The following is a 26,042-nucleotide window of genomic DNA, read 5'->3' on the forward strand; positions in this document are numbered from 1 at the left end:
ATGTTTGCCTGCGCCTATCTCACGCCCCCACTTGAGCTTCGTAAACTGTGTACATTTCTGGAACGCTATCACCTCTTCGCGAAACGTATTTTTTGATATGAAGACTTATTTAGTATTTCCTAATTGACATACTTCTGTTTTAGATATTGCATTACTCTTGTTGCGACGAAACGCTTCAAGTCTAATCACCTAAACAGGTTGGTACGACGAACGCACTATTCCGAATTCGAAGGCGCTTGTTCCATCCAGAATTTATCTGGGACGAAATAAGGCATCGGGGGACCTGCGGGTGCGCGGGGTCGATGTGGCAAAGACATCACTTCATGAGGCCGAACCAATCCAAGTCATTGTATTGACTGCATCTGTTTGGCGAAAAATTTCAAAATAAGGTCTTGGGAACGTGGCGTTCCTTGGGCCTGAATAAGAATTTTTCGGAGGGCGATATGCTTTCGCGCAGGCGTGGAAACACATTTTCACAATTGATTTTCTGGATCATCGGGATAGCGGCTTTTCTTGTCCTTGTGCCGGTCTCGCAGGATGCCCGGGCGGCTTCAAGCAGCCCGTTATCGTCATGCACCCGCACCGTGAAAGCCGATATCGTTGCGTTTGAACAAGCTTATCTGCTCAACAGATTTTCGGCCTTCGTTCCTGCTGGCATGCTTTTCGCCCTTCGGCGCGATGTCGTGCCGCTCGATCCGGCACTCGGTTCCGCACCAACGCCCGGAAATGCAATGCTGCGGCCGGACAAGCGCCCGCGCCCGATTGTGTTGCGGGTGAATGAAGGTGATTGCCTCGAAGTGACGTTCACAAATCTGCTGTCTGAAACGACGCAGGAAGAGGGTGGAATTCCGCCTCAGAACGGTGGACGCCTGCCCCATCATGTTCAATCGCTTCCGGGATCTGAGGCCAAAAGCGGGATTGGCCCAGGAGAGCCCATCAGCGTGGACATGCCGCGCACGCGTGCGGCGTCCTTTCATATCGCCGGCCTTGAGATCGATCCGATGGAAGATATGGAGTGCCCGCTCAACGCTGCCTGCGGCGGGGACGGTTCCAATGTCGGATTGCCATCCCAACAGGGCATCGTTTTCAATCCTGCAACGCCGGCTAAGACGCGCGTCCAATTCTCGCATGGCTCCCTTGCCATGCCGGGACAGACGATCGTAACACGCTGGAGGGCCGGCAAGGACGGCGCATTTTTTGCCTATTCGATGGGTGCGCCGGTCGGCGGCGAAGGGGATGGGGGCCAGATCGGGCTTGGCCTGTTTGGCGCTGTCAACGTCGAGCCGGCCGGCTCGCGCTGGTACCGCTCGCAGGTGAGCAATGCCGATATGCAGGCGATCAAGGGTACTGTTGCAAGCAAGAAGCATCCCTACTCGAACATTGCCTACGAGAAGAAACGTGCAGCCGATGGTGTGCCGATCCTCAACCTTCTCGATAAGGACGGCAACATCGTTCACAGCGACCTCAACGCCATCATCGTTCCGCCAACTGCCAAGACCACCCAAAATTGCGATGGCCGCGCCTATGGTTCGCGATGTGGCAAGCCGTTCCGTGAGTTCACAGTCATCTTCCACGACGAGGTTCACGCGCAGCAGGCGTTTCCCGAGCTTGAAGATGAAAACAACCCGCTCAGTCTGATCAAGGACGGCATGGGCATCAATTACGGCGTCAGCAGCATGGGCTCGCTGGTGATGTCCACCAAGCAATTCGGCAAGCAGGTCGGCCCCGTCAAGGATTGTGCTGAATGCAGGGGCGAGGAATTTTTCCTCAGTTCCTGGGCAAACGGGGATCCGGCGCTGATATTAAGATATGACGCTGCCGGGAAGCCTGCCGGCGCCCTTTACAGTGACGATCCGTCGAACGTTCATCATTCCTATCTCGGCGATAATGTCCGGTTCCGCAATCTTCACGCCGGACCGAAGGAAACGCATGTCTTTCATCTGCATGCGCATCAATGGGTTCCCGACGCCACGGATCCGAACGCTTCCTATCTCGACTCGCAGACCATCTCGCCGGGTGCGACGTTCAGCTATGACATAGAGTTCGGCGGTTCCGGCAACCGCAATTACACACCTGGCGATTCCATCTTCCATTGCCATCTCTACCCACATTTTGCGCAAGGGATGTGGGAGTTGTGGCGCAGCCATGATGCGTTCACGGATGGCCATATCGGTTACTTCGATCGCACAAAGCCCGTCAGCGCCAGCAATGATCCGGCGGCGATGAACCTTCCGGACATGGAAATCGCAACGGGTACGGAAACGCCCGGGCTCGTCCCGATCCCTGGTGCCGCACTCGCACTCATGCCGACCGAGAAGTTTCGGGGTTATCCCTTCTATATTCCCGGACATCCCGGCCATCGCCCGCCGCAACCGGTGCTGGATTTCGACGTCGATGCACCCTGGGCCGATCTGAGCACCGCGCCTCCGGAAGACAAGATTGTCGATGGCGGCTTGCCGCGCCACGTCGTGGTCGAAGGAGACGTCAGCAAGGGACCGGATGCCATCCGCAGCGCGCTGGAAACCGGCGGAGAGGCAGCCCAGCTGATCGCCGCGCGCGTCGCCACACAGGATCCCGCAGCACTGAGCGCCTTGGCGGGGGAGTGGGAAACGCTCGATATCGCACCCTTGAAACTGGAGGGCGAACCGTCTGAGCAGGTTGCCATGCAGTTTCACGAGGGCACCCTGGCATCGCCAGGTATCGTCCCCGGTGCGATTACCAGCTTCCCCAATCCCGAATGGTGGCAGCCCAAAGCCTATCTGACTGACCGGTCCGTTGGATTGCCCGGACAGCAGATTGGCGCGGGCCAGGCCTATTTCTACGTCAATGGCCGCAAACGGGCGCAAGGCGCACCCTATGCTGAACCTTGTCCTCAGGATGCGCCGCAACGCGACTATCGCACGGCCTTTATCCAGACTGAACTCACCTACAACAAACACGGCTGGTTCGATCCCCAGGGACGCATCATTGTTCTTGAAAACGATATCAAGGACATGATCGATCCCAATACGCGCACCAGCCTTCCATCCCCTTTGTTCTTCAGAGCCAATTCCGGGGAATGCATCAACTTCAAATCGTCGAATTTTGTGCCGGCGGCGCTCAATGTCGATGATTTCCAGATCTACACGCCAACCGACACGATCGGTCAGCATATCCATCTGGTCAAATTCGATGTGACGTCCTCCGACGGCTCCGCCAACGGCTTCAATTATGAAGATGCTACGTTTTCGCCGCAGGAAGTCCGCGACCGGATTTTCGCCTATAACCGGCATCTGGATGCAACAGGCTCCCCCGCAAAGCGCCTTGTACCGAAAGCCCATCCGCTGTTCCTGCCTGGCGGCGATATCTTTACCGCAGCGCAAGCCGATCTGGCCCGCTATGGCGCTTTGTTGAAGCGTGGACAATGCCCGCCGCAGGGCACTCTCAGCAGCCACGACTATGAACAGCTGCTGCGAAAAGAACACCCACTTTGCGGCGCCCAGCGCACGACCCAGCGCTGGTGGGCAGATCCGATCCTCAACACCGTGAACGGCAAGGACAATACGCTTCGCACCGTGTTCACGCACGATCACATGGGTCCAAGCTCCCATCAACAGCATGGGCTCTATGCCGGCCTCGTGATCGAACCCGCCAATTCCCTATGGACGCGGATAGGTGCCACGATCGACAGTGCCGACATCAAGGCGGCGAGCACGCTGAAATGCAATGGATTGCCCGGCGATCCAAACCTCGACCCTCTCTGCGGAAAACTGATCGGTGGTTCGGACATCGCCACGCAAACAGCTCCCTCGCTTTTGAAGGGTGCGGGTTCGCTTCTGCAGGTCATCGAGCCGCGCAAACCGCTGAAGTTGCGGGACGATGGCGGACCGACGGGGACGATGGCCAATATCCTTGCCCCCAAATGCATCGGCAACAGCGATTCCTTCCATGCCCTCCAGCCTGACGAAGGCCGCAATGTGCCCGCCTGTTCGCCGGAAAAACAGACGCACGACACCCGGCGCGAGTTCGATCTTGCCATTGCCGATTTTGGCATCGCCTACAATATGGCGCTGGAGCCGATCAACCCGGAGCCCTTCGCCGATAATGGCTTCCGGGACAAATCCGCAGTCCGTTTTGGCAGGCGGCACGTCAATACGACATTGGCGCGCCCGCTTGCGATATCGTCGGAAGATCCCGGCAGCCAGTATTTCAATTATCGCCACGAACCTTTGGCGTTGCGGATCAGCGAGGCAACGGCCGATCCGGCCAAGGGCGGATGGAACTATAGCCAGCACACGCGGCGCGCTATTCTCAACCAGCCATGTTCAATCGGCGACCAGGATTGTATCGGCGATACCGCCAATGGTTTCAGTACGTCGGTCCATGCGAAACGCGACGAGCTCCTGGCAAAGCAGCCTCTGACAACAATCGTTGCGCCGGCCACGCGGGACCTGATGCGCCAGAAGGGCATGGAAGAGAGGCTTGATGGCGTGGTGGCCAGCGTCGAGAAATGGCGCCGGAACTTCAATTGCGCCCTGTACTCGAAAGATCTTCTACCGGATTCCTACGGCTGCGATCCCCGCATTCTCCGGTTGGAGCCGTGGCGTGAGTTTGGCGATCCTGCGACGCCGATCCTGCCGACATTCGAAGGCGACCGCGTGCAGATCCGGCTCATCCAGGGCGCGCAGGAAGCCCAGCATGTCTTCACGATGAATGGTGTGAAGTGGCACCGCCTGCCAGGTCTTGGCGGAGCGACTGACGTTAACAATTCCGGCTTCGTCAATTCGCAGCCGGTGGGCATCTCGGAACATTTCGAATTTGATGTGACGACCAACCCGGTCAAATCTCCGGTGACCGACTATCTCTATTTCGGGTCGTCCGTCGATCAATTGTGGGACGGGCTCTGGGGCGTGATGCGGACCTATCGCGATACGCCAAAGACCGAAACATCCTTGCCGATGAAGACGAGCAGCACCGCCGATCTCGTCATCAGTCCACGGGATTTTCTGGCGCCGCTTCCCGATCCCGTCGTGACCGAGATCGGCGGGGATACGAAGGATCCTTGCGCGACGCATGATCCGGCCGACTTCGAAACCAAATTGCACAGATATTTCCCGGTGAGCGCCGTTCGTGCCTGCGATCTCTATGGTTCCTGCGGCTCGCAGCATCAGCGTGGCATTCAGTATAGCGCGCGGCTGGGGATCGAAGATCAGAGCGCCATCGTCTACGTTCTGGAAGACCCGGCACGGACCTGCACGATCGGCGGTAGCAATACGCCACAAGGGTCGAGCATGCCTGCCTGCGAAGAACTGCAGGATCCGCAGGGCGGTGTGATGAGCAACGCTGCCGTTCTGCAGAAACTTCGCGGACAATTCGGTGCGGGCCGCAAGCTGGAACCTTTGGTCATGCATGCGGCCGCTGGCCAGTGCATCGATGTTCATTTGCGCAACCTTTTGCCGCCGGTGCTCGACGACGGCCCGGCAGTGGTGATCAACGGCAAACCGCAAGAGGTGACCGAAGCGAAGGCATCCTTCAATTTCCTGCCGATGATCACCGACGGCTTCAACGTCAACCAGTTCCGGATGTCCTCAAGCGTCGGCATCTCGCCAACGCTTGTGTTTCAAAGTCCAACTTTCGGAGATGGCTCGAATGTCGGTTTGAACAGTGCGGTCGTCCTGCGGGCACGCGACACCCAGCCCGGCGAGGATGCCTTCACCAGCGCACCGGATCGCCTGAAGCGGCAGGGCACGCTTGTGCCGCCATGCATTGGCAACATGCTGGTCGATGGCGAGGAAGAGCAGCGCTGCCGGAGCCTGTTCACCTGGAGCGCAACCGACTTCATGGGCACCGGCACGCAGTTCAACAGGCCTGTGGAGTTCAATGCCATTCCGCTTCGCAGCTTCGGCGACCCATTGAAACATGCCGGGCATGGGATGGCAGGCGCGCTGATCATCGGTCCGGAGGGCTCGCAGGTCTGCGATGACGACCGTTTTGCCTATGATCTGAAGCGCCAGGACGGCTCACCGCTTGTTGACCCCGACGGCAAGCCCGTGCGGATGACGGAGGGGCCGAGCACCGAAATCTGCACGACGGCGGGCAAGCGCTATGTCGATCATACGATCGTCATGCAGGACGCGGTTTTCGCGACCCATGGCGGTCTTCCTGTCGAAAACCTATCGGGTGCCGAAGAGCCGGACGATTACGGCGTCAAGGGCATGAACTACAGGACGGAGCCGCTCTGGGCACGCACCGGCAATGACCCAAGCGTCGGGTTTCCCGAGCGCAACGAGCACGACCAGGTCGATATGATGAGTTCGGCCCAGGCCGGATCTCCGCCTGCCGTCACCTGCGCGGCAGGCATCGCCCCAAACTACGCACTTTCGCATCCCTGCGATCCCGAAACGCCTGTGCTTACGGCGCGGGCCGGGGAATCCGTCCGCCTGCATTTCGTTCATCCCGGTGGTCATACACGCCAGCAGGGCTTGGCGGTCAGCGGACATCCTTGGAACCCCTATCCCTGGAAAGACGGGTCGCGTGTAATGGATTCCAGCGCGGGCTCCAGCATTCGTCAGGGCGTCTATAACGGCTTTGGTCCGATGATGGGAATAACGCTTGAACTGGTGGCTGGCGGGCAAAGCAGGGCGGCACTGGACTATCTGTTCCGCAGCCAGGCAAGCTTTCTCTTCGATGGCGGTCTCTGGGGAATCCTGCGGGTCGAGGCGCCCGCGAAAACGGCCCAGTAGCAACTCAATATAGGGAGACAGGCTGATGGCTGGCATCAACATGGTCAAAAGGGCAGACCAGTTCTCATCGCCGTCGCGGCAACTGATGTGGGATCGCGTTGGCGGTACGGCCGCAGGAGCGCAGATTGCCGAAGACGATCCGGTCCGCAACCGTCCCCATCTTTATGCGGCGAATGGCGCGCCGGTGACGATCAACCGGGTCGGCCCGGTCACCCGGTTGCGGATCAACGGCGTCATGATCGACGTGAATTTTGCCAGCGGCGAATGTGCGCTCATGGCGAAATACCCGCCCGGCGCAAGCCAGCCGAACAATACGCCGATCACCTTGACCTTCGATGCGCCGGTTCTCGGGATCGGCGGCTATCTGTCCATCCTCGGCGATCAGCAACTTTATGACGGGCGTGGCCTACATGGGGTCATGTGGGTTCTCCTGACCGGAGATCCCGAATGGAAGCTTGCCTATGGTGACGGGATCACCGGCACGGCGATGGTGGCGGGCAGCGTGCCGACGGCTCCGTTCGTCGGGGCAGAAGCAACGGGCGGCGCGCGTATCCAGGCCGCTTGTTTCGACGCCTCGCTGGCCGGCAATTTCGACCGGCTCGTGTTGTCACGCCTGTATTGGATCGCCTGACATGAGGTTCGCGGTCAATATCATCCCGATCTGCTTGGCGGCAATTGCCTTTTTCATCAGCCCGGCTACCGGCGCGATGGCGGATGCCGCCACCGGAGTGCAAGGGGAAACGATTGATGGTGGCATCTCGGTCCGCTGGTCGTTCTCGCCAGCCAGCGATGCGGGGCTCGGCATTTTGGACGTGTTCGTATCCGAAAAGGCGTCGGGCACACCGATCCGTTATGGAAAGGGCGCCGTGCTCGGCTGGATGCAACGCGATCGCGGCGGTCTTATTGAGCAGGAAAAAAGCTGCGCGGAGAAGATCAAGACATTGGCGACGCAAGGCATCGGCCGGCGCAGCGATGTCGATTTGAATCAGTACCGGATCGTCTCGCTGAATGCCGATGGCAGCATGGCGTTCATCAATCCATTTGTCGGTTTCAACAATGCGAAACTGGAGAGCATCGTCGATCTGAAGTCCCGGCCGCTGGATTGGGTGCAGGTGAAGGACAGGATGGAGATGTGGGTCCTGCTTGCCGATCCCGCCACGCTTGCCGCTGTGGATCTGCATTCCTCAAAAGTGACGCGCACCATTGCCCTGCCCGAGACAGGTGCCGCCCGCCACATAAATTTTGATCCATCGTCGAACACGTTGTGGCTCNAGATTGCGTCGCTTGCCCTCGATGACCCAAAGGCACAACTGCAGCTTTTAGAAGCGCCAGGCCTTGCAGATGTTTTTTCGACACCGGATGGAAAAGCCGTGGCTTGGCTGGACGGTAAAAATACCCTGCGGTTCCTCGGCCGTTTGGCCGGCAAGCCTCAACTCGCACTTTCCGATGCTGCCAAAGCTCTCGTTTACAGCGCCAATGCCAAACAGACCATTATCGGAATGGCGAGTGGAATGCTGCGTTTCTTGCCGGATGACGAAGGCGTTCGATCGTCCGGGTTAACCCTGCCGCATCCGCTAAAAGCCATGCAATTACTCGATGGCGGACGCCTCATTCTAGCGATTGGCGACGGACACGCCAGCGTTGTCGATCTCGCGACCCGTCACATCGTTCTGCGGCTTACGACCCAGCCAGGCGCCGATCGCATTGTCCTTACCCATCAGTTTGCCTATGCGATCGGGGGTCCTTCGGGCTATGCGACAATCTATGCACTTGAAGACCTCCGGCGCGGCAGGAACCAGGCGCTCGATGTGATGGTGAGTTCTCCGGGTACTTCGGCCGAGGAAAGCACAACGTCCAGGGTGGCGGCTTCGCCAGAGGGCAACGGTATTCTCGTGGCAAGCCCGACCGATGGAATGATCTACCAGTATAGCGAGGGCATGATGGCCCCCGTCGGCAGCTATTCGAATTATCGCCGGGCAGCGGTCGGTCTGGATATCGTCGATTATGCGTTCCGGGAGGTCGAGGCAGGGCATTACAGGGCGACCGTAAAAGCCGGGACTGGAGGACGATATGAGCTGATCATCGGCGCGGCCGGCCCAAGAATGTCCAGTTGTTCGACAGTTGTGATCAATGGCGGCGATGCGCAGCAGGCAGGCGTTGCCGCGCGGTGGCATGCGGCTCTTCTCGGAGGCGGTAACAGTGGGACCGCCGCGCAAAATACCGCAAGCGAGAAAATTCGCGTCCGTCTGACCGAGACATTGCCTGGAAGTAATCCCACCACACTCGCCGGGCTCAGGGATCTCACGCTGCTGGTGTTTGAAAAACATACCGGCTGGCAGCGCCGCGTTCTGCTTCGCGATGTGGGAGACGGCCAATACGAGGCAACGGTGAAGCTGCCGCGCAAAAGCAAGTATGATCTGCTCGTGTCAAGCCGATCCGCCAATTTGTCGTTCGTCGAAGGCCAGCTCGGCGAGACACTCCTGGGGCAGGCACAATGACCGGGCCATCTGCAAAAAAACTGATGGCTTTCGCGTTTTGCTGGCTCACTTTAGGAGCCGCTGCGCAAGCGGACGAATGGATACATCCAGGCCCGGCACTCCCCCATGCGCAACTGGTCGATCAGGACGACAAGGACCGGTCCCTGGACACTCTTTTGCGGGACCGCCCGGTCCTAGTAAATTTTTTCTTCACGGGGTGTCAGGCTGTTTGCCCAACGCAGACGGCGCAACTGGCGCTGCTCCAGGCTGAAATAGCAAAGCGCCAGCCTCTCACCGGGCCGCAGCCGCTCCTCCTTTCCGTTTCCCTCGATCCGTATGGCGATACACCCGCATCGATCCGGGCCTATGCCGAGCGTTTCGGCCTGGTCCTGGGCGACAAAGGCAACTGGTTAATGCTGAGTGGTAGACAGGAAGAGTTGAGCGCCGTCTGGAAAGCATTTGATCAGGATAACGGCGATCCCTCTCAGCATGCATCCCTGTTCTGGATCGGTCATCCCACCTCCAAACGCTGGACGCGCGCCGATGTCACGACGCCGCCCTCCGTCCTGTTGAAGCTATTGACGGAGGCGACACAGTGAAAGGCCGGGCGCAGGCGCAGATCTGGATGATCCTGTTGATCTGGGCGGGCGGTTCAGTCGCTTTTGCCCGCGCCGGCGATATCGTCGATGGACGCGCACTCTTTCAAGGCACCCGGCCTTTTTCCGCCGGCATCGCAGCAACGGACAGGCATCTGCCTGCGGCATTTGCCGGCTGTGCCAATTGTCACGGAACGAATGGCGCCGGAAAGACGGAAGGCGGCATGTCTGCGCCGGCGATCGGCAAGGTGTCGCTGGAATCTCTTCGTGGTCCCTTAGCCCCTTATCGATCAAAAGATGCGGTTCTGGCAGCGATTGAAGCCGGCATAGGCCGTGGCGGCGATCCGCTCGGGTCTATCATGCCCCGCTACACGCTTTCGGCCGACGAGCGGGAGGCGCTCTTTTCTTATCTCGCCCGCGTTGGCACGCCAGCGGATTTGCCACCCGGTGTCTCTGCCGATGCTCTAAGGCTCGGCTTGCTGCTGCCCCTTTCCGGCCCGCATGCCAAGCAGGGCCAGGCGGTTGCAGACGGAATAACCCGCGTCATCACGGCAACCAATCATGCAGGCGGCATTCATGGGCGCCGTATCGAGCTCATTGCGCGCGACACCGCCATGGGGGAGCGTGCTGCATTAAATAGCCTCGTCCGGCAGGACATCTACGCCATCGTCGGCGGCATGTGGGACGCAACGGACGATGCGCTTGAGCAGCGTCTGGCGGAGGCGCGTATACCAGTCGTTGCAAGCCTCGTCGTGCGTCAGGATGCGCGGCCAACCAACCGCTGGATATCCGATCTTATGGCGTCGCGAACCGCTCAAAAGAAGCTCTTGGAGGCGACCCTTTTGTCCTGCCAGACAAACGGGCCGCGCTGGATGCTGCAAATGGGCAAAGACGCTATCAGAGGTGATGCAGGTGTCGTTGAGGTGACGGACGATAGGGTGAGGCAACTGCCTGCGCCCGAGGCTGATGGTTGCTTAGGTTATGATCTCAGCAACCTGGGCGTGGTGAAGAGCGAGGTCACTGAGCACTGGAGAAGACGGATCGTGCTGCCATTTCCAGCTGCGGTACTCAGTGATGCCAGTGGGGATATCTGGACCCTTCTGGGAGCCGCGTCTTCACGCATAGCCATGGAGGCGCTTTCGGCAGCCGGCGCGTCCCTGCACGAGACATCGCTGATCGAGGTTTTGCCACAGATTGCCGGCTTTGAGCCGATACCCGGAGCGCCCGTCGAATTTTCTGTTGGGCGGGCGAACGCATGGGATGCCGGCATTCTCGCGCTGGACCCCGAAGACAACAGTGAAAGTAGAAACATGGGCCCATGGGCTGCAGCGAAGAAGGAGGACTGATATGTGCACCCTGGCGGTACGCAGATATATTCTCGGAGGTTTTGCTCTTTGCGCAGCCTCCATTCCAGGTCACGTGTCGGGCCAGACAATGGAGCCGTCTTTCGCCATCAGCGGTGAAATCGAGGCCTTCACGTTGGACACGCCGGGGAACCCGGTATCAGCTGCGAAGATGACGGTCAGCAATATCCCGGTGACGCTTCCCACCAATCTTCTGGTGACAATGCCCGGCAAATACATGACGCCACACGATCTCTTTCTCGATGCGGCTGGTGCCATGCAGGCTGCGAGCGGCCTTGCGCTCAGCGATCCGGTGCCACCGAAGACCGCATTTGAGGCGGAGATCATCGGCAATATCGTTGCCGGAGATTATATAGCCGGTGTCGTCCATATCTCTCAGGGCGCCCTGCACAGCGGCGCAGGGTTTATCCAGCAGATCGATTATGCCACCGGGGAAATGCGCATTGGCGCAAAGAGCGGCGCTGCCGGCGCCCGGGTGCGGTTAAACGACGTGACGGGTGTCTATGGATTGCGAAACGACGAAGGCGCCAAGGCCGCCTTGGCGATGGATGCACGTTTCGAACTGGATCCGGAAAACTCTCCAATCCACGCCAAGACCGGCTTTCCCGTCTGTGTGCCAAGGAGCGATCCGGCAATTGCGGACGATCCGAAATGCCCGTCTGCCAATCGTCCGGTTGGAACGGATGCTTACCGGTTCACCTGCGTGCGCACTGCGGGCGAGGCTGCGGCGTCCGGCAATGCTCCGGCTCATCTGTGCAATCCCGATTTGCCTATCCTTCTCAGGGTTGACGATTACGTCACCTATGCTGGGATTCTGCAGCCCGACCCTGCAGGCGGTTTTCTGATCTCTGCCTATGGCCTGGACGCAGAACTTGGCGTCTATACCTCCCCTGGCGCGGAGCCGGTATATGTATTTATTGAAGAAGCCTTGCAGGGTACAAAAGGCGAGCGGTTCCCGGATATTCCTCAGGAAGAAACCACGCGATTTAGGATCGTCGGGTTCAGTACGGATCCGACCCGCAGCGTCGATGTGAGAATTGCCGATTCCGATCGTGGAAATATCGGCTTCTCATTTTCCGGACCTGCGGGACTTTCTCCATCGAACGGGCCTCAACTCGGACGATTCCGCAACACCTGGCCTTCAAAGGATAATGCCCGTGCCGTCAGGCGCGATGTGGAAGTCGCCGTCATCGGCAGCCCTCACGCGGTTTTGCCCACCGGCCTTACATCCGGATCCTACACGGCGCCGATATCGGAATATATCTATCCAGAAATCACGACTTTTGGCGTGCCAGGGTATCCAAGTCCCGTCTCGTTCGAGAATTTCTGCTTCCTGACGAATGCGGGCGGAACATTTATCGCGGCATCCGGCCCCGTTGCCCTGTCGAGCCCGTCGCCGTTCCCTGCATCGGGTCATCCGTTGTCACAGGAGATCGGAGCCGGGCCGGGCAGGGTGTGTGATGGGCAGTAGTTCGTCGAGGAGGTCTTGAACACCAAAGGTCACGAGGGAGATCGGCCGTTGCGGATCTGCACAACGGTATCCTGACGCGCGCCTGTTTCGCTGGCGACCGGCGACATGGTGGCCTCGACCTGCGCCATTGGCGCGCTCAATCGCAGGTTGAGGCCAGTTGGGCGATAGGCCACATCAACCGTTCCAAATGCGCTGAGGCTGGAGGCAATCAATCGCGAACCAAAGCCCTTGCGCTCGGGAGCGACGACCGTGGGGCCATTCATCTCCACCCAGCTGAACTGGAATGTCTTTTCGTCATCTACGTAAACAACCGACCAATCGATCTCGACGCGCCCTTCGTCGTTCGAAAGCGCGCCGTATTTGACAGCGTTTGTCATCAACTCGTGCAATACAAGGCCGAACGACATGGCTACCTGTGGTCCTAGAACCACTTTGGAACCTCGAACCTGAACGCGGCCGCTGTCCTGCATGCCCATATTGCGAACGGTATTATCGACGACGTCTCTCATTGCTGCGCCGCGCCAATCATCCTGGGTCAACACATCGTGCGCTTTGGACAGTGCCGTCAGACGCGATTGAAGCTTTTCGCCGGCTTCTTTGACCGAAGAGGCATTCCGCAACGACTGCGCCGCGATCGCTTGCACGACGGCAAGCGTATTTTTGACGCGATGAGCCAGCTCATGCATCAACATTTGCTGGGTTTCTTCCGCTTTCTTCTGCTCGGTGATTTCCACCGCCGCACCTGAAAACCTCACAGGTTCGCCGGTGGCGTCGCGAATCAGGCGACCTCTTGCATGCACCCAACGAACCCCTCCGTCCGGCTGGACGATGCGATACTCGGCGGAGAAGGTTGGCTGACCCGCGAACACGCGAGAGAGTTCTGCCTCAAAAGCAGGCATGTCGTCGGGATGGAAATTGCGGATATACTCTTCCAGCGGCGCTCCGGCGGCTGCTCTGTCTGGTGCAACGGTGTAGATTTCCGCAAAGTTTGGGTCGGCGTAAATCAGGTCGGTTTTCAAGTCCCAGTCCCAGATGCCGACCATGGTTGATGCGCCAAGAGCCGATTGCAGACGCTCCTCGCTTCTGGTCAACTTCTCCTGCATCGCCTTGAGGTCGGTGATATCCAGTGAAACACCACTCATAAAGGCAGCCTGGCCACGATTGTCGTTCACCAACTGACCGCGCACAAGGACCCAAGACACCCTGCCGTCCGAGCGAACGATCCGGTACTGGATATCGTAGCCTATGCCAGTTGCGAGCGTTTCGCGAACAGCCGCCTGCATGCGGGACAGATCGTCCGGGTGGATGACACTGATGAGTTCGTCGTAGGTAAAAGCTTCGTTTTCGTCGCGCCCAAAGTTCTTTTTGCACACATCGGATGCCTCCAGAACCATCGTCTTGAGATCAAGCTCCCAATATCCAAGGCTACCCGCCTTCAACGTGTCCTTCATTCGACGCTCGGAACGCAAGGCGGCCTCTTCAGCCTTTCTGGTCCCCGTAATATCGCGTGATATGGACAAAATGCGGTCTGGCCTGCCGTCAGGCCCGAAGATCGGAGAGACTTTCACCTCCCACCATCGCGGATTGCCTTTCGCGGTGTCCGCCGTTCCGATGAAGGTGTGGCTCTTGCCTGCTCTCGCAAAATCCAGGGCCTCTTTGGCAGCGTCGTTGCCTTCGTCTTTCCAGAAATCTGGCCAAGGGCATCCGCGGATGGTGTCGAAGTCATCGACCTCCATCACCCGCATTCCACCTACGCTCATAAAGCTCAGGCTTCCGTCGAGACCGATCACCTTGATGCAATCGTCGGACGCCGACAGAATTTCGGCCATCAGCGTCGCGTCAACAGCAGTCTGTTGGAATGGCGCAGCGGGAAGGCGGGGGGCCGCGCCGCTCATATTGTTGCCGGAAGGCAAAGTATCGGGAAGGGTGTCGCGAAATTCATCATTGGCCGTTTCATTTCATGGTTAGCCAGAGCCAGCAACTGTAGCTCCTTCCAGGTAGGAGCGACCGCATTCGAAGTCAATTAAAGCATAACATAGCTTAGTCATTTTCGGGATGCGCGCGTCTACTCCTTCAAGCCGATCCGCGGGGTCCGACGATGATACTTGGAGGCACCGTGAGATTGACGTCTCCACGGAGAAGACGCGCAATATAGCTGAGGGCGTTTTGAAGCCCGTTCATTGTATAGGGCTTCTCAATCACACCGATTGCACCAACAAAATCATCCGGCACCCGTTTGAGGTTTCCGGTTACGAACACATACGGGATACCCCGCTCCGCAAGGTGTCTGCCGACGTCGATCCCGGTCGGGCCATCCGTTAAGTGAACGTCCACGAACGCAAACTCGGGCACCTGCCGCTCGAGAATTGCCATTGCCTGTTTCTCACTCATGGCCTGGCCGATGACGGAGTGCCCGGCTGCCTCGACTTCTTCCTCAAGTTCGAGTGCGAGCAGGGCCTCGTCTTCGACGATCATGATTTTCAAACTGCGTTCCATGTCAATGATCCACCATCAGCGTGACGCGGACGATTGTCTCCCGCCCTCGGATTTCGCGATGGATTTCCGCCTCGACCTGACGGCAGCAGGTCTCCAGCATAAGCCGTCCGAAGTCGTCGTCTTCTGGATTGACGGCAACCGGATCGGCAGTGTCTCTGACCTCGATCAGGAAATGTCCATTCGGCTGATTAACCGTCAGGTGAATTTGACCGCCGCCATCCCGTAATCCCCGGCGTACGGCATCGCCGATCAGTTCGTTGACAATGAGTGCGAGCGGGGAAGCTTTTGCAGCCGGAACGAGGACGGGAGCAAGCTCCATCGTAATTTGGATATCGTTGCGTCTGAGTGACCCGACAAGGTCTACGACGAGATCGCGGGCGAAGTCAGCAACGTCGAAACGGGCTACGTCGTGTGACGTAAAGAGCTTCCGTTGAACAGTGCTGAGGGCCTCGACCCTGTTCAGGACCGAGAGAAGTGTATGGCGCACCGTCTCATCTTTGGTTTTGCGGGCCTGCAGTTTCACAATCGACGCGATGGTCAGCAGGTTGTTTTTTACCCGGTGGTCGACCTCGTGGACGAGTGTGATCTTGGCGTCGAGTGCCTGGCTCAATTCGCTGGCTCGAGCGGCAACTTCGGCTTCGGCTTTCCTGCGGGCGGACGCCGTTTTCATCAGCTTGATCTTGTCGTCGGTGAAATCGAGTTGAGAGGCGAAAAAGTAGATCGCCTCGCCGCTGTCGTTGAAAACGGGACTAATGAAGAGAGCGTTCCAGAATATCGATCCATCCTTGCGATGGTTGACAATGTCGATCGCGATGGAGCGAAACTCGCTGATCGCTTCGGCAATTTTCTGGACAGATGCGCGATCGGTCTCCGGTCCTTGTAGAAAACGGCAATTGCGTCCGATCAGTTCGTCTGCGGCGTAGCCTGTCAGATCGCTAAACGCCTTATTGGAAAAAATGATCGGGTTGTCATGCTGCCGGGGATCAGTGATGATCATTGGCATGCGGGTAGCCTTGAACGCCGCCGCGAATGGGTCTTCCGATGGGTGTTCCGCAAGAAGTCTGTTTCCGGCGTTTTGCGCACCTCTTTTTGCCGAAACTTCGTCGTCCATTAACAAGCCTTTTGTGAATCCGTCGGTAACGCGCAGGAATGTGAAATGTTCCACGCCCTGAAAAAGCATTTTGGCAGGTAGAAGAAAAACCCGATTCGATGCAACCAAGTGCGATCAGCGCAGTAATTCTCGAAAAAAGTTCAGAAAATATATATATACTTATAATAGTAATTTTCAGAAAATCGTAGTTGCCCGCGATGACCGTTGGCACCGCTAAGATGGCCGCCCACGCAGCGAGCTGCGGGGAATCGTGATTTATGGGAAAGTTTCTCCCTGTCGCGTGCAATCAGCCAAGGGCGGATACTCAGGGAGTGCCCGTCTCGACACTCCCTCAACGCTAGAGGCCAGTGAGTTCCTCTATTCGGCGGCTGCGGCTAGTCGTGTGCGACCTGCAAAGCCGATCAGCGTGGCGCCGAGTAGGGCGGACAAACCGGCGAAGGCGAAGACACCGGCGGGGCCATGGGTTCCGACGATCAAACCGCCGAAGACGGCACCACTCGAAATGGCGATCTGGAAAGTCGTGAGCGTTAGCGCACCGGCACTTTCCGGTTCGTCAGACGCCGCCTGAGTGACGAAACTCTGGACGCTGACCGGCAGAGCGCCAAAGGCGAAGCCCCACAGGGTCGTGGCGACTGTGGCGACGATGGGCGAGGCGCCGGCAAAGCTGAGCACGAACGCGGTGATGGCAATACCGGCTGCCGCAAGTGTCATTGACAGGGCTGTGTTGCGCTCGGCAAGAAATCCGCCGGCAAAATTCCCGAAAAACCCACCGATACCGAATGCCAGCAGAATTCCCGAGACGCCTTCGACGCCAAAATGTGGTACATCTTCCAGAAACGGGCGGATGAACGTAAACCCTGCGAAGTGTCCTGCGACGACCAGTAGGATGGTCAGAAGCCCGATGCGGATCGCTGGGCGGCGCAGGACGGTTGCCATCGTGCCTAGATTGGCCGGACCGGTGGAAGGCATGGCCGGCAAGGTGAGTGCCTGCGCCAAAAGCGCCACCACCCCGAGCACGCCCGTGATGACAAATGCGGACCGCCAGCCCATCATTTCGCCGACCCAGGCCCCGACCGGTGCTGCGCAGACGGTTGCGGCGGAGACGCCGCCCATGATGATGGCCATGGCCCGTGGCATTAGCCGTTCCGGCACGAGCCGCATCGCCAAGGCAAGTGACATGGCCCAGAATCCACCAAGGCCGATCCCAAGAAGGGCGCGTGACAAGAGCAGCATCGTCATGCCGCTGGATAAGGCTGCGATCAGGCTGGACACGATCAGTAGCGCGGTGAGACCCAAGAGCGTATAACGCCGATCGAAACGGCTGGTGCCGACGACGATGGCGGGTCCTGCGATCGCACCGACAACGGCTGTCATCGTCACCGATTGCCCGGCCGCGCCGATGCTGACGCCCAGGTCATGCGACATCGGTGTCAGCAGGCTCGCCGGCAAAAATTCTGCGGTCACCAAACCGAACACGCCGAGGGAGAGGGAAACCACGCCCGCCCAGGCGGGCTTCGTGGTGCCGTCGTCGGCGCGAAAACCGTTTGTCTCATGTCTGGTATTCATCTGCTGTCTCCATAAATGTTGACAGAAGGCTAGACGGTATGTTCTGGTGTTTCTATGCTGTAAAAGCCAAAAGGCATGACTATTCGTCCAACTTTGGTGCTGAGATGACTGATCCGTTGACCGAGATGCTGCGGGGACTGCGCTTGGACGGTGTGGAATATGGCCGTTGCCAGCCCTCCGCCCCTTGGGCGACGGCATATCCGAGGCAGGCGGAAGCGCAGTTCCATTTCTTGGCTGCCGGTCATGCTTTTCTGCAGTCACCTTCGGGCGAATGGACCGAAATGCATGCCGGCGATGCGGTCCTCTTGCCACGCGGCGACGCGCATGTGCTGGCAAGCGCGCCGGGGCTGCCATCAACGCCGGTGGAATGCATGGCCCGAAAGCGTCTTTGCGATGGTATCGTCGATCTGCAATGCGCCTGCCCTGACACCAGCAATCTTCTTTTCTTTGCGGTAATGCGGTTCAACGTCGATAAGCGGCATCCGCTCCTGGAACTGATGCCTGATGTCATGCGCACAAGCGACCTGGCTGTCAGCGAGCCGACGATCCCATTGCTGCTGGACGCAATGATGCGGGAGGTGGACATGAACCGGGTCGGGGCAGGGGGAATTCTCTCGCGCCTGGCTGACGTTCTCACCGCCACACTTATCCGTACCTGGGTTGAGCATGGTTGCGGCGACTCGACTGGCTGGCTTGCGGCCGTGCGCAATCCGGAAGTCGGCCGTGTGCTGGCGGCTATTCACCTGGATCCGTCGCATGATTGGAGCGTCAACGAACTGGCTCGCCACATGGGTGCCTCCCGCTCCGGTTTTGCGCAACTGTTTGCCACCGTCGTCGGTGAAACGCCGGCCCGGTACGTGGCCAAGATGCGTATGCATCAAGCCCATCAGTGGCTGAGGGATGGGCAACGTGTCGCGGTCATCGCCGAACGCCTCGGTTATGAATCAGAAGCGTCCTTCAGCCGCGCCTTCAAACGCATCATCGGCGCGTCGCCGAGCCAGTTCCGCGAACATGGGAAGAGCAATGGCGCAGTGCGCGTTTGATCTGAGTTGGAAATTGTATCGTTGAATTTTGCTGCCATGCGAAGGCGAATGTTGCACGTCCTTCATATCGATAGCGACCTGCGCCTTGCCGCCGGGCGCGGATCAAGAGTGAGCGCGGGCGACATGCTGGCGTAAACAATTGATGACGTATTCGCGCACGAGCTAAATAAGAGACGTTCGCGCTCTTTCGAGATAGTTGCCTGATCCTTTGGTCGCGACGAGCACCTCACCGTTCGTCACTGTCTTTCCGCGTAGCAGCACCCGCACCGGCCAGCCCGTGACCTCCAGCCCCTCATAGGGTGTATAGTCAGCGCCGTGATGCAGGATGCCGTTCGTGATGACGACGGATTTCTTTGGGTCCCAGAGCGCAATATCTGCATCCGAACCGATGGCGATCGTTCCCTTTTTGGGATAGAGGCCATAGAGTTTGGCATGGTTGGTGGATGAAAGCGCGACGAACTGGTTGAGATCGATCCGCCCCTTGACGACGCCTTCGGAAAACAGGATGGGCAGCCGGGTCTCGACACCCGGAATTCCATTCGGGATCCAGCGAAAATTCCGTTTCCCTTTTTCATTCAGCTTGCCTTGATCATCCTCGAAGCGAAACGGGCAGTGGTCTGAGGAGAAGAGGTCGAAGGTTCCGTTTTGCAGGCCTTCCCAGCATGCCGCCTGGCTTTCCTTGTCGCGCGGCGGCGGGGAGCAGACGAATTTTGCGCCCTCCAGCTCCGTGGCGTCGAGGTCGTCCGCCGTCAACATCAGATATTGCGGGCAGGTTTCCCCCGCGACCTTGCTGCTGCGGGCGCGTGCCCGCTGGATTTCTTCCATGGCCTCGCGGTTCGAAACATGGACGATGACGATCGGCGTATCGACGATTTCGGCCAGCGATAATGCCCGGTGGGTTGCCTCGCGCTCAGCAGCGACGGGGCGGCTGCTGGCATGATATTTTGGCGCCAGTTCGCCGTTCTTCTCATGGCGGCCGATCAGGAAACGGATGGCATCCTCATTTTCGCAATGGACCATCACCAGAGCGCCGGACGAGCGTGCGCTATCGAGCGTCGCCAGAATCTCGTCATCGCGAAGGCGCAGATTGTCATAGGTCATGAAGACCTTGATCGAGGTATAGCCGTCTTCGACCAGAGCTGGCAGTTCCTGCCCCAGCACATATCCGGTCGGATCGGTGACGACGAGATGGAAGCTGACGTCAACATAGCATTCACCGTCAGCCTTGCCGTGATAGACCTTGAGAGATTCCCTGAGCGTCGTGCCCTTTTCCTGCATGCAGAACGGCATCACCGTGGTGTTGCCGCCGAAAGCTGCCGACAATGTGCCGCTGGCGAAATCATCGGCCATGACGATGCCGTCGCCGGACGGCTGCGCAAGATGCACGTGGCTATCGATACCGCCGGGCATGACGTAGAGGCCGCTGGCATCGATGATCTCCGCCGCGTCATCAAGACTGCCGGCGAGGGCTGTGATGCGGCCATCCTGGATGCCGACATCGCACCGGAAGGTATCGCTGGCGGTAACGACGGTTCCGTTGCGGATAATCGTGTCGAACTTCATGCGGGATCCTCCGGGTTCAAGCGGACGTGGCGACGGTAGCGCCGGCGGAGGTGAGGATCTGATCCAACGCCGACGTCATCCGGTCAATCTCTTCGATCGTGTTGTAGTGAACCATCGAGACACGGACCATGCCATTGTTTTCGGTGAGGCCGAGATATTCAGCGAGCCTGCGCGAGTGGAAGTCGCCAAAGCGGATCGCGATGCGATGGGCATCCATCGCCTTGCAGATTTCAGCCGAGTCACGGCCGTCGAAGACGAAGCTGATGGTGGGGATGCGGTGGCCGTCGCGGTTGGTACTCTGACCGATGATCCGGCAGTCGTTGCGGCCCCGAAGATAGCCGAGAAGCCGGTCGACGAGCGCATTTTCCTGCAGCGTGATCGCGTCATAGGCCGCGACGATCTTTTCACGGGTGGAGCCCGTTTCTCCGGCCTTTTCGCCGAGTTCGCTGAGGTAGTCGACGATACCGCAGGTCGAATAGGCGAGCTCATAGTTCGGGTTGCCGGGCTCCAGTTTGCCCGGCACTTTGTCCTTGCCGTAGAAGTAGTGGTAGAGCGTGTCGAGTTCGAGCAGGTGCTCGTACTTGCCATACATCAGTGCGTAATGCGGACCATAGGTCTTGTAGAGGCTGAAGACGTAGTAATCGACATTCCAGTCCTGAACATCGATCGCACGGTGCGGCGCATAGGCGACGGCATCGATGCAGATGCGCGCCCCCTTGGAGTGAACGAAATCGGCGATCTCCCGCACCGGATTGATCGAGCCGAGGATGTTCGACACATGGGTGATGCAGACCAGCTTCGTGCGATCTGACATCAGCGGTTCGAGATCGGCAACATCGAGCGTGAAAGTGTCCTTGTTCAGCGGCCAGAACTTGACGGCCATGCCGGCATCACGCAGCCGGTCCCAGGGGCCAATATTGGATTCGTGGTCGGCAATGGTGACGACGATCTCGTCGCCTGGCGTCAACTGGCTGGTCATGGCGCGGGCGAGGTTCTGTAAGAGCGCGGTGGTTGAATTGCCGAAGACAATTTCCTCCGGCCGCCTCGCGTTGACGAGATGCATCGCCGCCGTGCGGGCTTCATAAAGGGCCTTTGCGGCCGCCTGCGACACCTCGTAACTGCCGCCAATCTGGACGTTCTTGTCATAGAGGAAGGTATTGATCCGCTCGACGGCGCGCTTGAGGATCTGCGATCCGCCGGCATTGTCGAAAAACGTCCAGCCATGGGAAAGACCGGGAAACTGGCTACGGACGAAGTCGATATCCAGTCGATCCTGGGTCGGGTTGTCTTGGTTCGGCATGTGGTCCTCCAGACCGTCTTTTGTTTTTCTCAGTGATTGAGAACGGCGCGCAGGAACCCGCGCGTCCGCTCTTCCTTAGGGTTGTCGAAGATTTCGCCCGGTGTGCCCTGTTCGATGATCCGGCCGCCGTCCATGAAGATGACACGGTCGGCCACCTGCCGGGCAAATCCCATCTCGTGGGTGACGACGATCATCGTCACACCGGTGCCAGCGAGCCTCTTCATGACATCCAGCACCTCGCCGACCATTTCCGGGTCGAGCGACGAGGTCGGCTCGTCGAACAGCATCACCTTCGGCTCCATCGCCAGGGCGCGGGCAATCGCGACGCGTTGCTGCTGTCCCCCCGAAAGTTTCCCGGGATATTTCTCCGCCTGCTCCGCAATGCCGACACGAGAAAGAAGCTCGCGTGCCTTGCGCTCTGCCTCTTCAGGTTTCTTGCCCCGCACGCGCATGGGGGCAAGCATGACGTTTTTCAAAACCGTCAGATGCGGGAAGAGGTTGAAGGATTGGAACACCATGCCCACTTCGGCCCGAACCTTGGCCAGCGCCTTGCCCGGCCCGACGGTGACGCCATCGACGACAATGCTGCTATCGCTGGAAAAAGCCTCAAGCCGGTTGATGCAGCGGATAAGGGTCGACTTTCCGGAACCGGATGGCCCGATGACGCAGACGACTTCCCCCTCGGCAATGGTAAGATCGATGCCGTGCAGCACGGTGAAGATGCCATAGGCCTTTTTCAGATTGGTGATCTGGATGAGCTGGCTCATGAGCGCTTCTCCCCGCCGAAGCGTTTTTCAAGGCGCGCCACGATGCTGACCAGCGGCCAGAGCAGGGCAACATAGATGAGGGCCGCGCCGATCAGCGGCGTCGGATTGGCTGAGAGGGCCTGCGCCTGGGTGGCCTGTTTGAGGAGGTCGGGCATGGCGACGACAGAGGCGAGGGCGGTGTCCTTGAGGACGTTGATGCAATTGTTGGTCAGTGGCGGAATAACGATCTTGATGGCCTGCGGCAGGATCACGTCGATCATCATGTGGCGGCTGGAAAGCCCCAGCGCCTGCGATGCCTCAAACTGGCCATGCGGAATGGCCTCGATGCCAGCACGGAAAATTTCCGCCGTATAGGCCGATGACACGAGGGTCAGTGCCACGACGGCCGAGACGAAAGGCGAAAACCGGATGCCGACAAAGGGCAGGGCGTAATAGACCACGATCAGCAGCACCAGAAGAGGGATCGAGCGGAAAATGTCGATGTAGATCTTGGCAAGGAACGGAAATGGACCGGCTCCGTAAAGCCTGACGAGCGCCAGAAACAGGCCGCCGGCCAGACCGGCGACGATGCTTGTAATGCCGATTTCCAGCGTCACCAGAAGCCCTGATAAAAGCAGCGGAAAGGTTTCGATCAGGATTGGTATATTGAAGAAGGTATTGAGCAGATTCATGAGGCCACCGGCTTTGAATGTGATGGCGGCGCGCCAACGCCGTCATCACATGGGGTCACGGTTACTTGGCTGACGGCATGTCCATGACCATCACGGTCGATGTCGTATCTTCGGCCTTGGCACCGAACCAGGTCTCGTGCAGCTTGGCGACGAACCCTTCCTTCTTTAGCGTCGAAATGACCTCATTGACCTCGGTCGCCAAAGGATCGCCCTTGTTGAACATGACGGAATATTTCTCGCCCGTCGTGATGCGCTCCACCACCTTCAGTTCCGGCTTGTCCTTCACGTAGTACTGAAGGGCCGGAATATCGCTGATATAGCCGTCGATGCGGCCGGCAGCCAGGTCGAGCATGGCTGGCGACAGGCCCTCGAACTTGCGGATCTCGCCAAGCTTGTATTTTGCCGTATTGGTGGTCGCCCACATGTCGCCGGTCGAGCCGGTATCGACGCCGACGACTTTGCCTTCCATGGTGGAAACGCCGGAAATGCCACTGGAGGCCAGCACCGTCAACGACTGGTCACTGTCATAGTATGGCTGCGCGAAAGTCACGGATTCCAGCCGTTTTTCAGTGATCGTGATGGACGAGACGGCCATATTGATGCGGCCGGACTGAACGGCGGAAAACAGCCCGCTGAAAGGGATGTTGACAAATTCGACGGACTTGCCGAGCCGCTTGCCGATTTCGGTCACAAGGTCGATTTCAAAGCCGACGGTCTTGCCGGACGCATCCTGAAATTCCCACGGGACGTTGCCGATGTTTGCGCCGACTGTCAGATCGGCTGCGATGGAAGAGGATGCAAAGCCTGCCGTGGCAAGCAGAGCGGACAGGATGGTGGACTTGATACGGGTGAGCGTTTTCATGATGTTCCCCTTGATTTTTTGGCTTAAACACGTTTACGCTGGATTGACTGGTCTAACTGGTCAGACCGGTTCAACCAAGGAAGCATGACTGTCTGGCAATTGCAAGACAGCGTGCCGATAAAATAGACTGGCTCAGATAATAGGCGGCAGCGTTGTAGCGCACAGCGCGATGGTACGAATGGATCACACGAGAATGTTGAACAGAACTTTGGTTCCCCAATCGGTCGCCCGCGAGATCCAGACCATGATCCAGAATGGCAGCTTGAAGATTGGCGAAAAGATTCCCTCGCAACGGGACTTCTCGCAGAAATTCGGCATCAGCCGGGCATCGTTGCGGGAAGCCTTGTTGACACTCGAGACACTTGGCTTGCTGAAAACGGAGGCGGGACGGGGGACATTCGTTTCAGGCGGCCCGTCCTCGGAATCCAACCATATGGCGCCCTGGCGCTATTCCGGCAGCTATTCGGTATTCGACGTGTTCCAAACGCGCATCATGCTGGAGGGGCAAATCGCGAGCCTGTCAGCCGGAAGGCTCATGGCCAATCAGTTGGAGCAAATGGAGCATGCAACCCGCCAGATGGAAGAGTGCTGGGCGAAACAGGATCTATTGGCCAATGTCGAGGCCGACCTGGAGTTTCACGCAATCATCGCATCGGCGTGCAGCAACACGATGCTGCGTGCGCTCTATGAAACCGTGCGCGAACAGCTGACGGAAACACAGCGCCAGCCAATCCCGATAACCGACCCGGCCCGCATGAGCGCGTCCATCGCGGAGCACCGTCGTATCATAGCGGCCCTGCGCTCCAATGATCCCACTTCTGCGCGTGCTGAAATGGAAACGCATATCCGCAATACGGCGCGCTGCGCCGGGCTCGAACCCTAGAAAGAACGTCATGCGGCAGGAGCCCTGATGCGTGCGGCGATTGACGCCGCTTTATTGGAGGCGCCTTGAAGCGTTTGCCTGCGCCTCTCTAATAAGGCCCGAATACATTTTCTCCTTGCCCGGATACCAGGGCATCGTTCCAATGGAGCCGAAGCCGGCGATCGTTTCCATATGCGCGACCATACGGGCGCGCATGCGCTCGTCTGGAAGCGGACCGGTCATCGCCTGCACGTTGTCGCTCATATGATCCGGGTTTGATGTTCCGCACAGCACGCTCGTGACAGCAGGATGCGCCATGACCCACTTCAAGAAGAACTGCGCCCAGCTCGTCGCGCCAAATTCCTGCGCAAAACCCGGAAGAGGCTGGCCTTCAACAACTTTCATGAGCCGCGCCTTTTCGAGCGGCAGATTGATAAGCACGCCGACGCCCTTATCGGCAGCCAATGGCAGCAGGCGCCGCTCGGCGTCGCGGCTGAAGATCGAGTAATTCGTCTGGATGAAATCGACATCGTCGCGTTGCACGATGGCCGCGAGTTGATCCTGAGCGGAGGTCTCATGATGCGTCACGCCGACATGGCGGATCAATCCTTCCTTTTTCCATGCCTTCATCAGCGGGATCACGACCGGCGCATTGGTAATGCTGTGGCATTGCATGAGATCGATCATGCCCCGCCAAGTGCGCAGCCGCGATTGCCGGAAGCTCTCCTGCGCATGGCTTTCATCGCCGAGATATTCTCCCGTCGACCACACCTTGTTGGCGAGGAATAGCGCGTCTGAGCCCGGAAATTCACCCATGAACTGGCCGACGCTCACTTCTGCCGAACCATAGAGAGGCGATGTGTCGACGACGCGACCGCCGGCCGCGACATATCTTTCGAAAACCTGCCGGAGGCTATCGCGAGCATCGCCGGGCCTCAGATCGAATGTCAGAAACGTACCAAGGCCAAGTGCCGTCACCGTTTCACCGGTGCGCGGCAAAATGCGGGTCAGGATATCGGGCTTGGGGGCGGATTTTGGCAAAGCTGAATTTGCGCCCTGCGTCTGCGCCACGGCGGTGGCAGGACCGGCGAGGGCCAGGCCGGTTGCTGCTGCACTCACCGTTCCGAGGAACTTGCGTCTGTTGATCTTCGACTGGTCCATGGGAGATCTC

General features: G+C 58.7%; 19 protein-coding genes. 8 read left to right on the forward strand and 11 right to left on the reverse strand.

Annotation, left to right across the window (positions count from 1 at the left end; translation table 11 throughout):
* Positions 1-569 precede the first annotated feature (569 nt).
* Complete coding sequence (locus ASD32_RS29615) at positions 570-881, reverse strand: hypothetical protein (RefSeq protein WP_156383206.1); 312 nt, start codon at positions 879-881, stop codon at positions 570-572.
* 60 nt (positions 882-941) lie between these two features.
* Here ASD32_RS29615 and ASD32_RS16440 point away from each other — a divergent pair, with 60 nt between their 5' ends.
* The 6 genes from ASD32_RS16440 (at position 942) to ASD32_RS16465 (ending at position 12,630) form a co-directional block, all read left to right on the forward strand.
* Positions 942-6,722, forward strand: a complete 5,781-nt coding sequence (locus tag ASD32_RS16440; protein ID WP_156383207.1) for a hypothetical protein — start codon at positions 942-944, stop codon at positions 6,720-6,722.
* A 25-nt stretch (positions 6,723-6,747) separates the two neighbouring features.
* Positions 6,748-7,353 (forward strand): hypothetical protein, encoded by a 606-nt coding sequence (locus ASD32_RS16445; RefSeq protein ID WP_060639133.1) that lies wholly within the window; start codon positions 6,748-6,750, stop codon positions 7,351-7,353.
* Positions 7,354-7,387: 34 nt separating this feature from the next.
* A partial coding sequence (locus ASD32_RS30465) for a hypothetical protein (RefSeq protein WP_210171109.1) occupies positions 7,388-7,993 on the forward strand: 606 nt, incomplete at its 3' end.
* 1,223 nt (positions 7,994-9,216) lie between these two features.
* Complete coding sequence (locus ASD32_RS16455) at positions 9,217-9,798, forward strand: SCO family protein (protein ID WP_082546799.1); 582 nt, start codon at positions 9,217-9,219, stop codon at positions 9,796-9,798.
* A gap of 26 nt (positions 9,799-9,824) precedes the next feature.
* Entirely contained in the window at positions 9,825-11,141 is a 1,317-nt protein-coding gene (locus tag ASD32_RS16460; protein ID WP_280139462.1) for an ABC transporter substrate-binding protein, read from the forward strand.
* Positions 11,142-11,229: 88 nt separating this feature from the next.
* The gene (locus ASD32_RS16465; protein ID WP_210171110.1) at positions 11,230-12,630 is read left to right on the forward strand and encodes a hypothetical protein; all 1,401 of its coding nucleotides are present in this window, start codon (positions 11,230-11,232) and stop codon (positions 12,628-12,630) included.
* Between the two features lie 29 nt (positions 12,631-12,659).
* Here ASD32_RS16465 and ASD32_RS16470 read toward each other — a convergent pair whose 3' ends face one another.
* From ASD32_RS16470 to ASD32_RS16485, 4 genes are all read right to left on the reverse strand, one after another.
* Positions 12,660-14,459 carry a PAS domain-containing protein gene (locus ASD32_RS16470; protein ID WP_162252673.1) on the reverse strand — a complete coding sequence of 600 codons (1,800 nt, stop codon included), beginning with the start codon at positions 14,457-14,459 and terminating at the stop codon, positions 12,660-12,662.
* A gap of 244 nt (positions 14,460-14,703) precedes the next feature.
* Positions 14,704-15,114 carry a response regulator gene (locus ASD32_RS16475; RefSeq protein ID WP_060639544.1) on the reverse strand — a complete coding sequence of 137 codons (411 nt, stop codon included), beginning with the start codon at positions 15,112-15,114 and terminating at the stop codon, positions 14,704-14,706.
* 13 nt (positions 15,115-15,127) lie between these two features.
* Entirely contained in the window at positions 15,128-16,237 is a 1,110-nt protein-coding gene (locus ASD32_RS16480) for a histidine kinase dimerization/phosphoacceptor domain -containing protein (protein ID WP_060639545.1), read from the reverse strand.
* Between the two features lie 357 nt (positions 16,238-16,594).
* Positions 16,595-17,803 carry an MFS transporter gene (locus tag ASD32_RS16485; RefSeq protein WP_060639139.1) on the reverse strand — a complete coding sequence of 403 codons (1,209 nt, stop codon included), beginning with the start codon at positions 17,801-17,803 and terminating at the stop codon, positions 16,595-16,597.
* A 104-nt stretch (positions 17,804-17,907) separates the two neighbouring features.
* Here ASD32_RS16485 and ASD32_RS16490 point away from each other — a divergent pair, with 104 nt between their 5' ends.
* Positions 17,908-18,846, forward strand: coding sequence for an AraC family transcriptional regulator (locus ASD32_RS16490; protein WP_060639546.1), 939 nt, complete (start codon positions 17,908-17,910; stop codon positions 18,844-18,846).
* 162 nt (positions 18,847-19,008) lie between these two features.
* Here ASD32_RS16490 and hydA read toward each other — a convergent pair whose 3' ends face one another.
* The 5 genes from hydA to ASD32_RS16515 all read right to left on the reverse strand — a co-directional run bounded on the left by hydA (position 19,009) and on the right by ASD32_RS16515 (position 24,009).
* Complete coding sequence (gene hydA, locus ASD32_RS16495) at positions 19,009-20,409, reverse strand: dihydropyrimidinase (protein WP_060639140.1); 1,401 nt, start codon at positions 20,407-20,409, stop codon at positions 19,009-19,011.
* Positions 20,410-20,425: 16 nt separating this feature from the next.
* Positions 20,426-21,709, reverse strand: coding sequence for a cysteine desulfurase-like protein (locus tag ASD32_RS16500; RefSeq protein WP_060639141.1), 1,284 nt, complete (start codon positions 21,707-21,709; stop codon positions 20,426-20,428).
* A 29-nt stretch (positions 21,710-21,738) separates the two neighbouring features.
* The gene (locus ASD32_RS16505) at positions 21,739-22,476 is read right to left on the reverse strand and encodes an amino acid ABC transporter ATP-binding protein (protein ID WP_060639142.1); all 738 of its coding nucleotides are present in this window, start codon (positions 22,474-22,476) and stop codon (positions 21,739-21,741) included.
* On the reverse strand, positions 22,473-23,147 hold the full coding sequence (locus tag ASD32_RS16510) for an amino acid ABC transporter permease (protein WP_060639143.1): 675 nt from the start codon (positions 23,145-23,147) through the stop codon (positions 22,473-22,475). Before ASD32_RS16510 ends, ASD32_RS16505 begins: the two co-directional genes overlap by 4 nt.
* A 61-nt stretch (positions 23,148-23,208) precedes the next feature.
* Complete coding sequence (locus ASD32_RS16515; RefSeq protein WP_060639144.1) at positions 23,209-24,009, reverse strand: ABC transporter substrate-binding protein; 801 nt, start codon at positions 24,007-24,009, stop codon at positions 23,209-23,211.
* A gap of 193 nt (positions 24,010-24,202) precedes the next feature.
* On the opposite strand from ASD32_RS16515, the gene ASD32_RS16520 reads away from it, so the two are divergent.
* The gene (locus tag ASD32_RS16520) at positions 24,203-24,892 is read left to right on the forward strand and encodes an FCD domain-containing protein (RefSeq protein ID WP_060639145.1); all 690 of its coding nucleotides are present in this window, start codon (positions 24,203-24,205) and stop codon (positions 24,890-24,892) included.
* A gap of 51 nt (positions 24,893-24,943) precedes the next feature.
* Here ASD32_RS16520 and ASD32_RS16525 read toward each other — a convergent pair whose 3' ends face one another.
* Positions 24,944-26,032: an aldo/keto reductase gene (locus tag ASD32_RS16525; protein ID WP_060639146.1), complete on the reverse strand. Its 1,089-nt coding sequence runs from the start codon at positions 26,030-26,032 to the stop codon at positions 24,944-24,946.
* Between the last annotated feature and the right edge of the window lie 10 nt (positions 26,033-26,042).

This window comes from Rhizobium sp. Root483D2 (genome assembly GCF_001426685.1).
Lineage (GTDB): Bacteria > Pseudomonadota > Alphaproteobacteria > Rhizobiales > Rhizobiaceae > Pararhizobium > Pararhizobium qamdonense.

Coding starts and splice junctions, on each gene's coding strand:
- ASD32_RS16460 (WP_280139462.1), top strand. CDS start 9,825: ATGATCCTGTTGATCTGGGCGGGCGGTTCAGTCGCTTTTGCCCGCGCC.
- ASD32_RS16515 (WP_060639144.1), bottom strand. CDS start 24,009: ATGAAAACGCTCACCCGTATCAAGTCCACCATCCTGTCCGCTCTGCTT.
- ASD32_RS16520 (WP_060639145.1), top strand. CDS start 24,203: ATGTTGAACAGAACTTTGGTTCCCCAATCGGTCGCCCGCGAGATCCAG.
- ASD32_RS16485 (WP_060639139.1), bottom strand. CDS start 17,803: ATGAATACCAGACATGAGACAAACGGTTTTCGCGCCGACGACGGCACC.
- ASD32_RS16480 (WP_060639545.1), bottom strand. CDS start 16,237: ATGGACGACGAAGTTTCGGCAAAAAGAGGTGCGCAAAACGCCGGAAAC.
- ASD32_RS16500 (WP_060639141.1), bottom strand. CDS start 21,709: ATGCCGAACCAAGACAACCCGACCCAGGATCGACTGGATATCGACTTC.
- ASD32_RS16445 (WP_060639133.1), top strand. CDS start 6,748: ATGGCTGGCATCAACATGGTCAAAAGGGCAGACCAGTTCTCATCGCCG.
- ASD32_RS16525 (WP_060639146.1), bottom strand. CDS start 26,032: ATGGACCAGTCGAAGATCAACAGACGCAAGTTCCTCGGAACGGTGAGT.
- ASD32_RS16470 (WP_162252673.1), bottom strand. CDS start 14,459: ATGGCCGAAATTCTGTCGGCGTCCGACGATTGCATCAAGGTGATCGGT.
- ASD32_RS29615 (WP_156383206.1), bottom strand. CDS start 881: ATGATGGGGCAGGCGTCCACCGTTCTGAGGCGGAATTCCACCCTCTTC.
- hydA (WP_060639140.1), bottom strand. CDS start 20,409: ATGAAGTTCGACACGATTATCCGCAACGGAACCGTCGTTACCGCCAGC.
- ASD32_RS16455 (WP_082546799.1), top strand. CDS start 9,217: ATGACCGGGCCATCTGCAAAAAAACTGATGGCTTTCGCGTTTTGCTGG.
- ASD32_RS16490 (WP_060639546.1), top strand. CDS start 17,908: ATGACTGATCCGTTGACCGAGATGCTGCGGGGACTGCGCTTGGACGGT.
- ASD32_RS16510 (WP_060639143.1), bottom strand. CDS start 23,147: ATGAATCTGCTCAATACCTTCTTCAATATACCAATCCTGATCGAAACC.
- ASD32_RS16465 (WP_210171110.1), top strand. CDS start 11,230: ATGGAGCCGTCTTTCGCCATCAGCGGTGAAATCGAGGCCTTCACGTTG.
- ASD32_RS16505 (WP_060639142.1), bottom strand. CDS start 22,476: ATGAGCCAGCTCATCCAGATCACCAATCTGAAAAAGGCCTATGGCATC.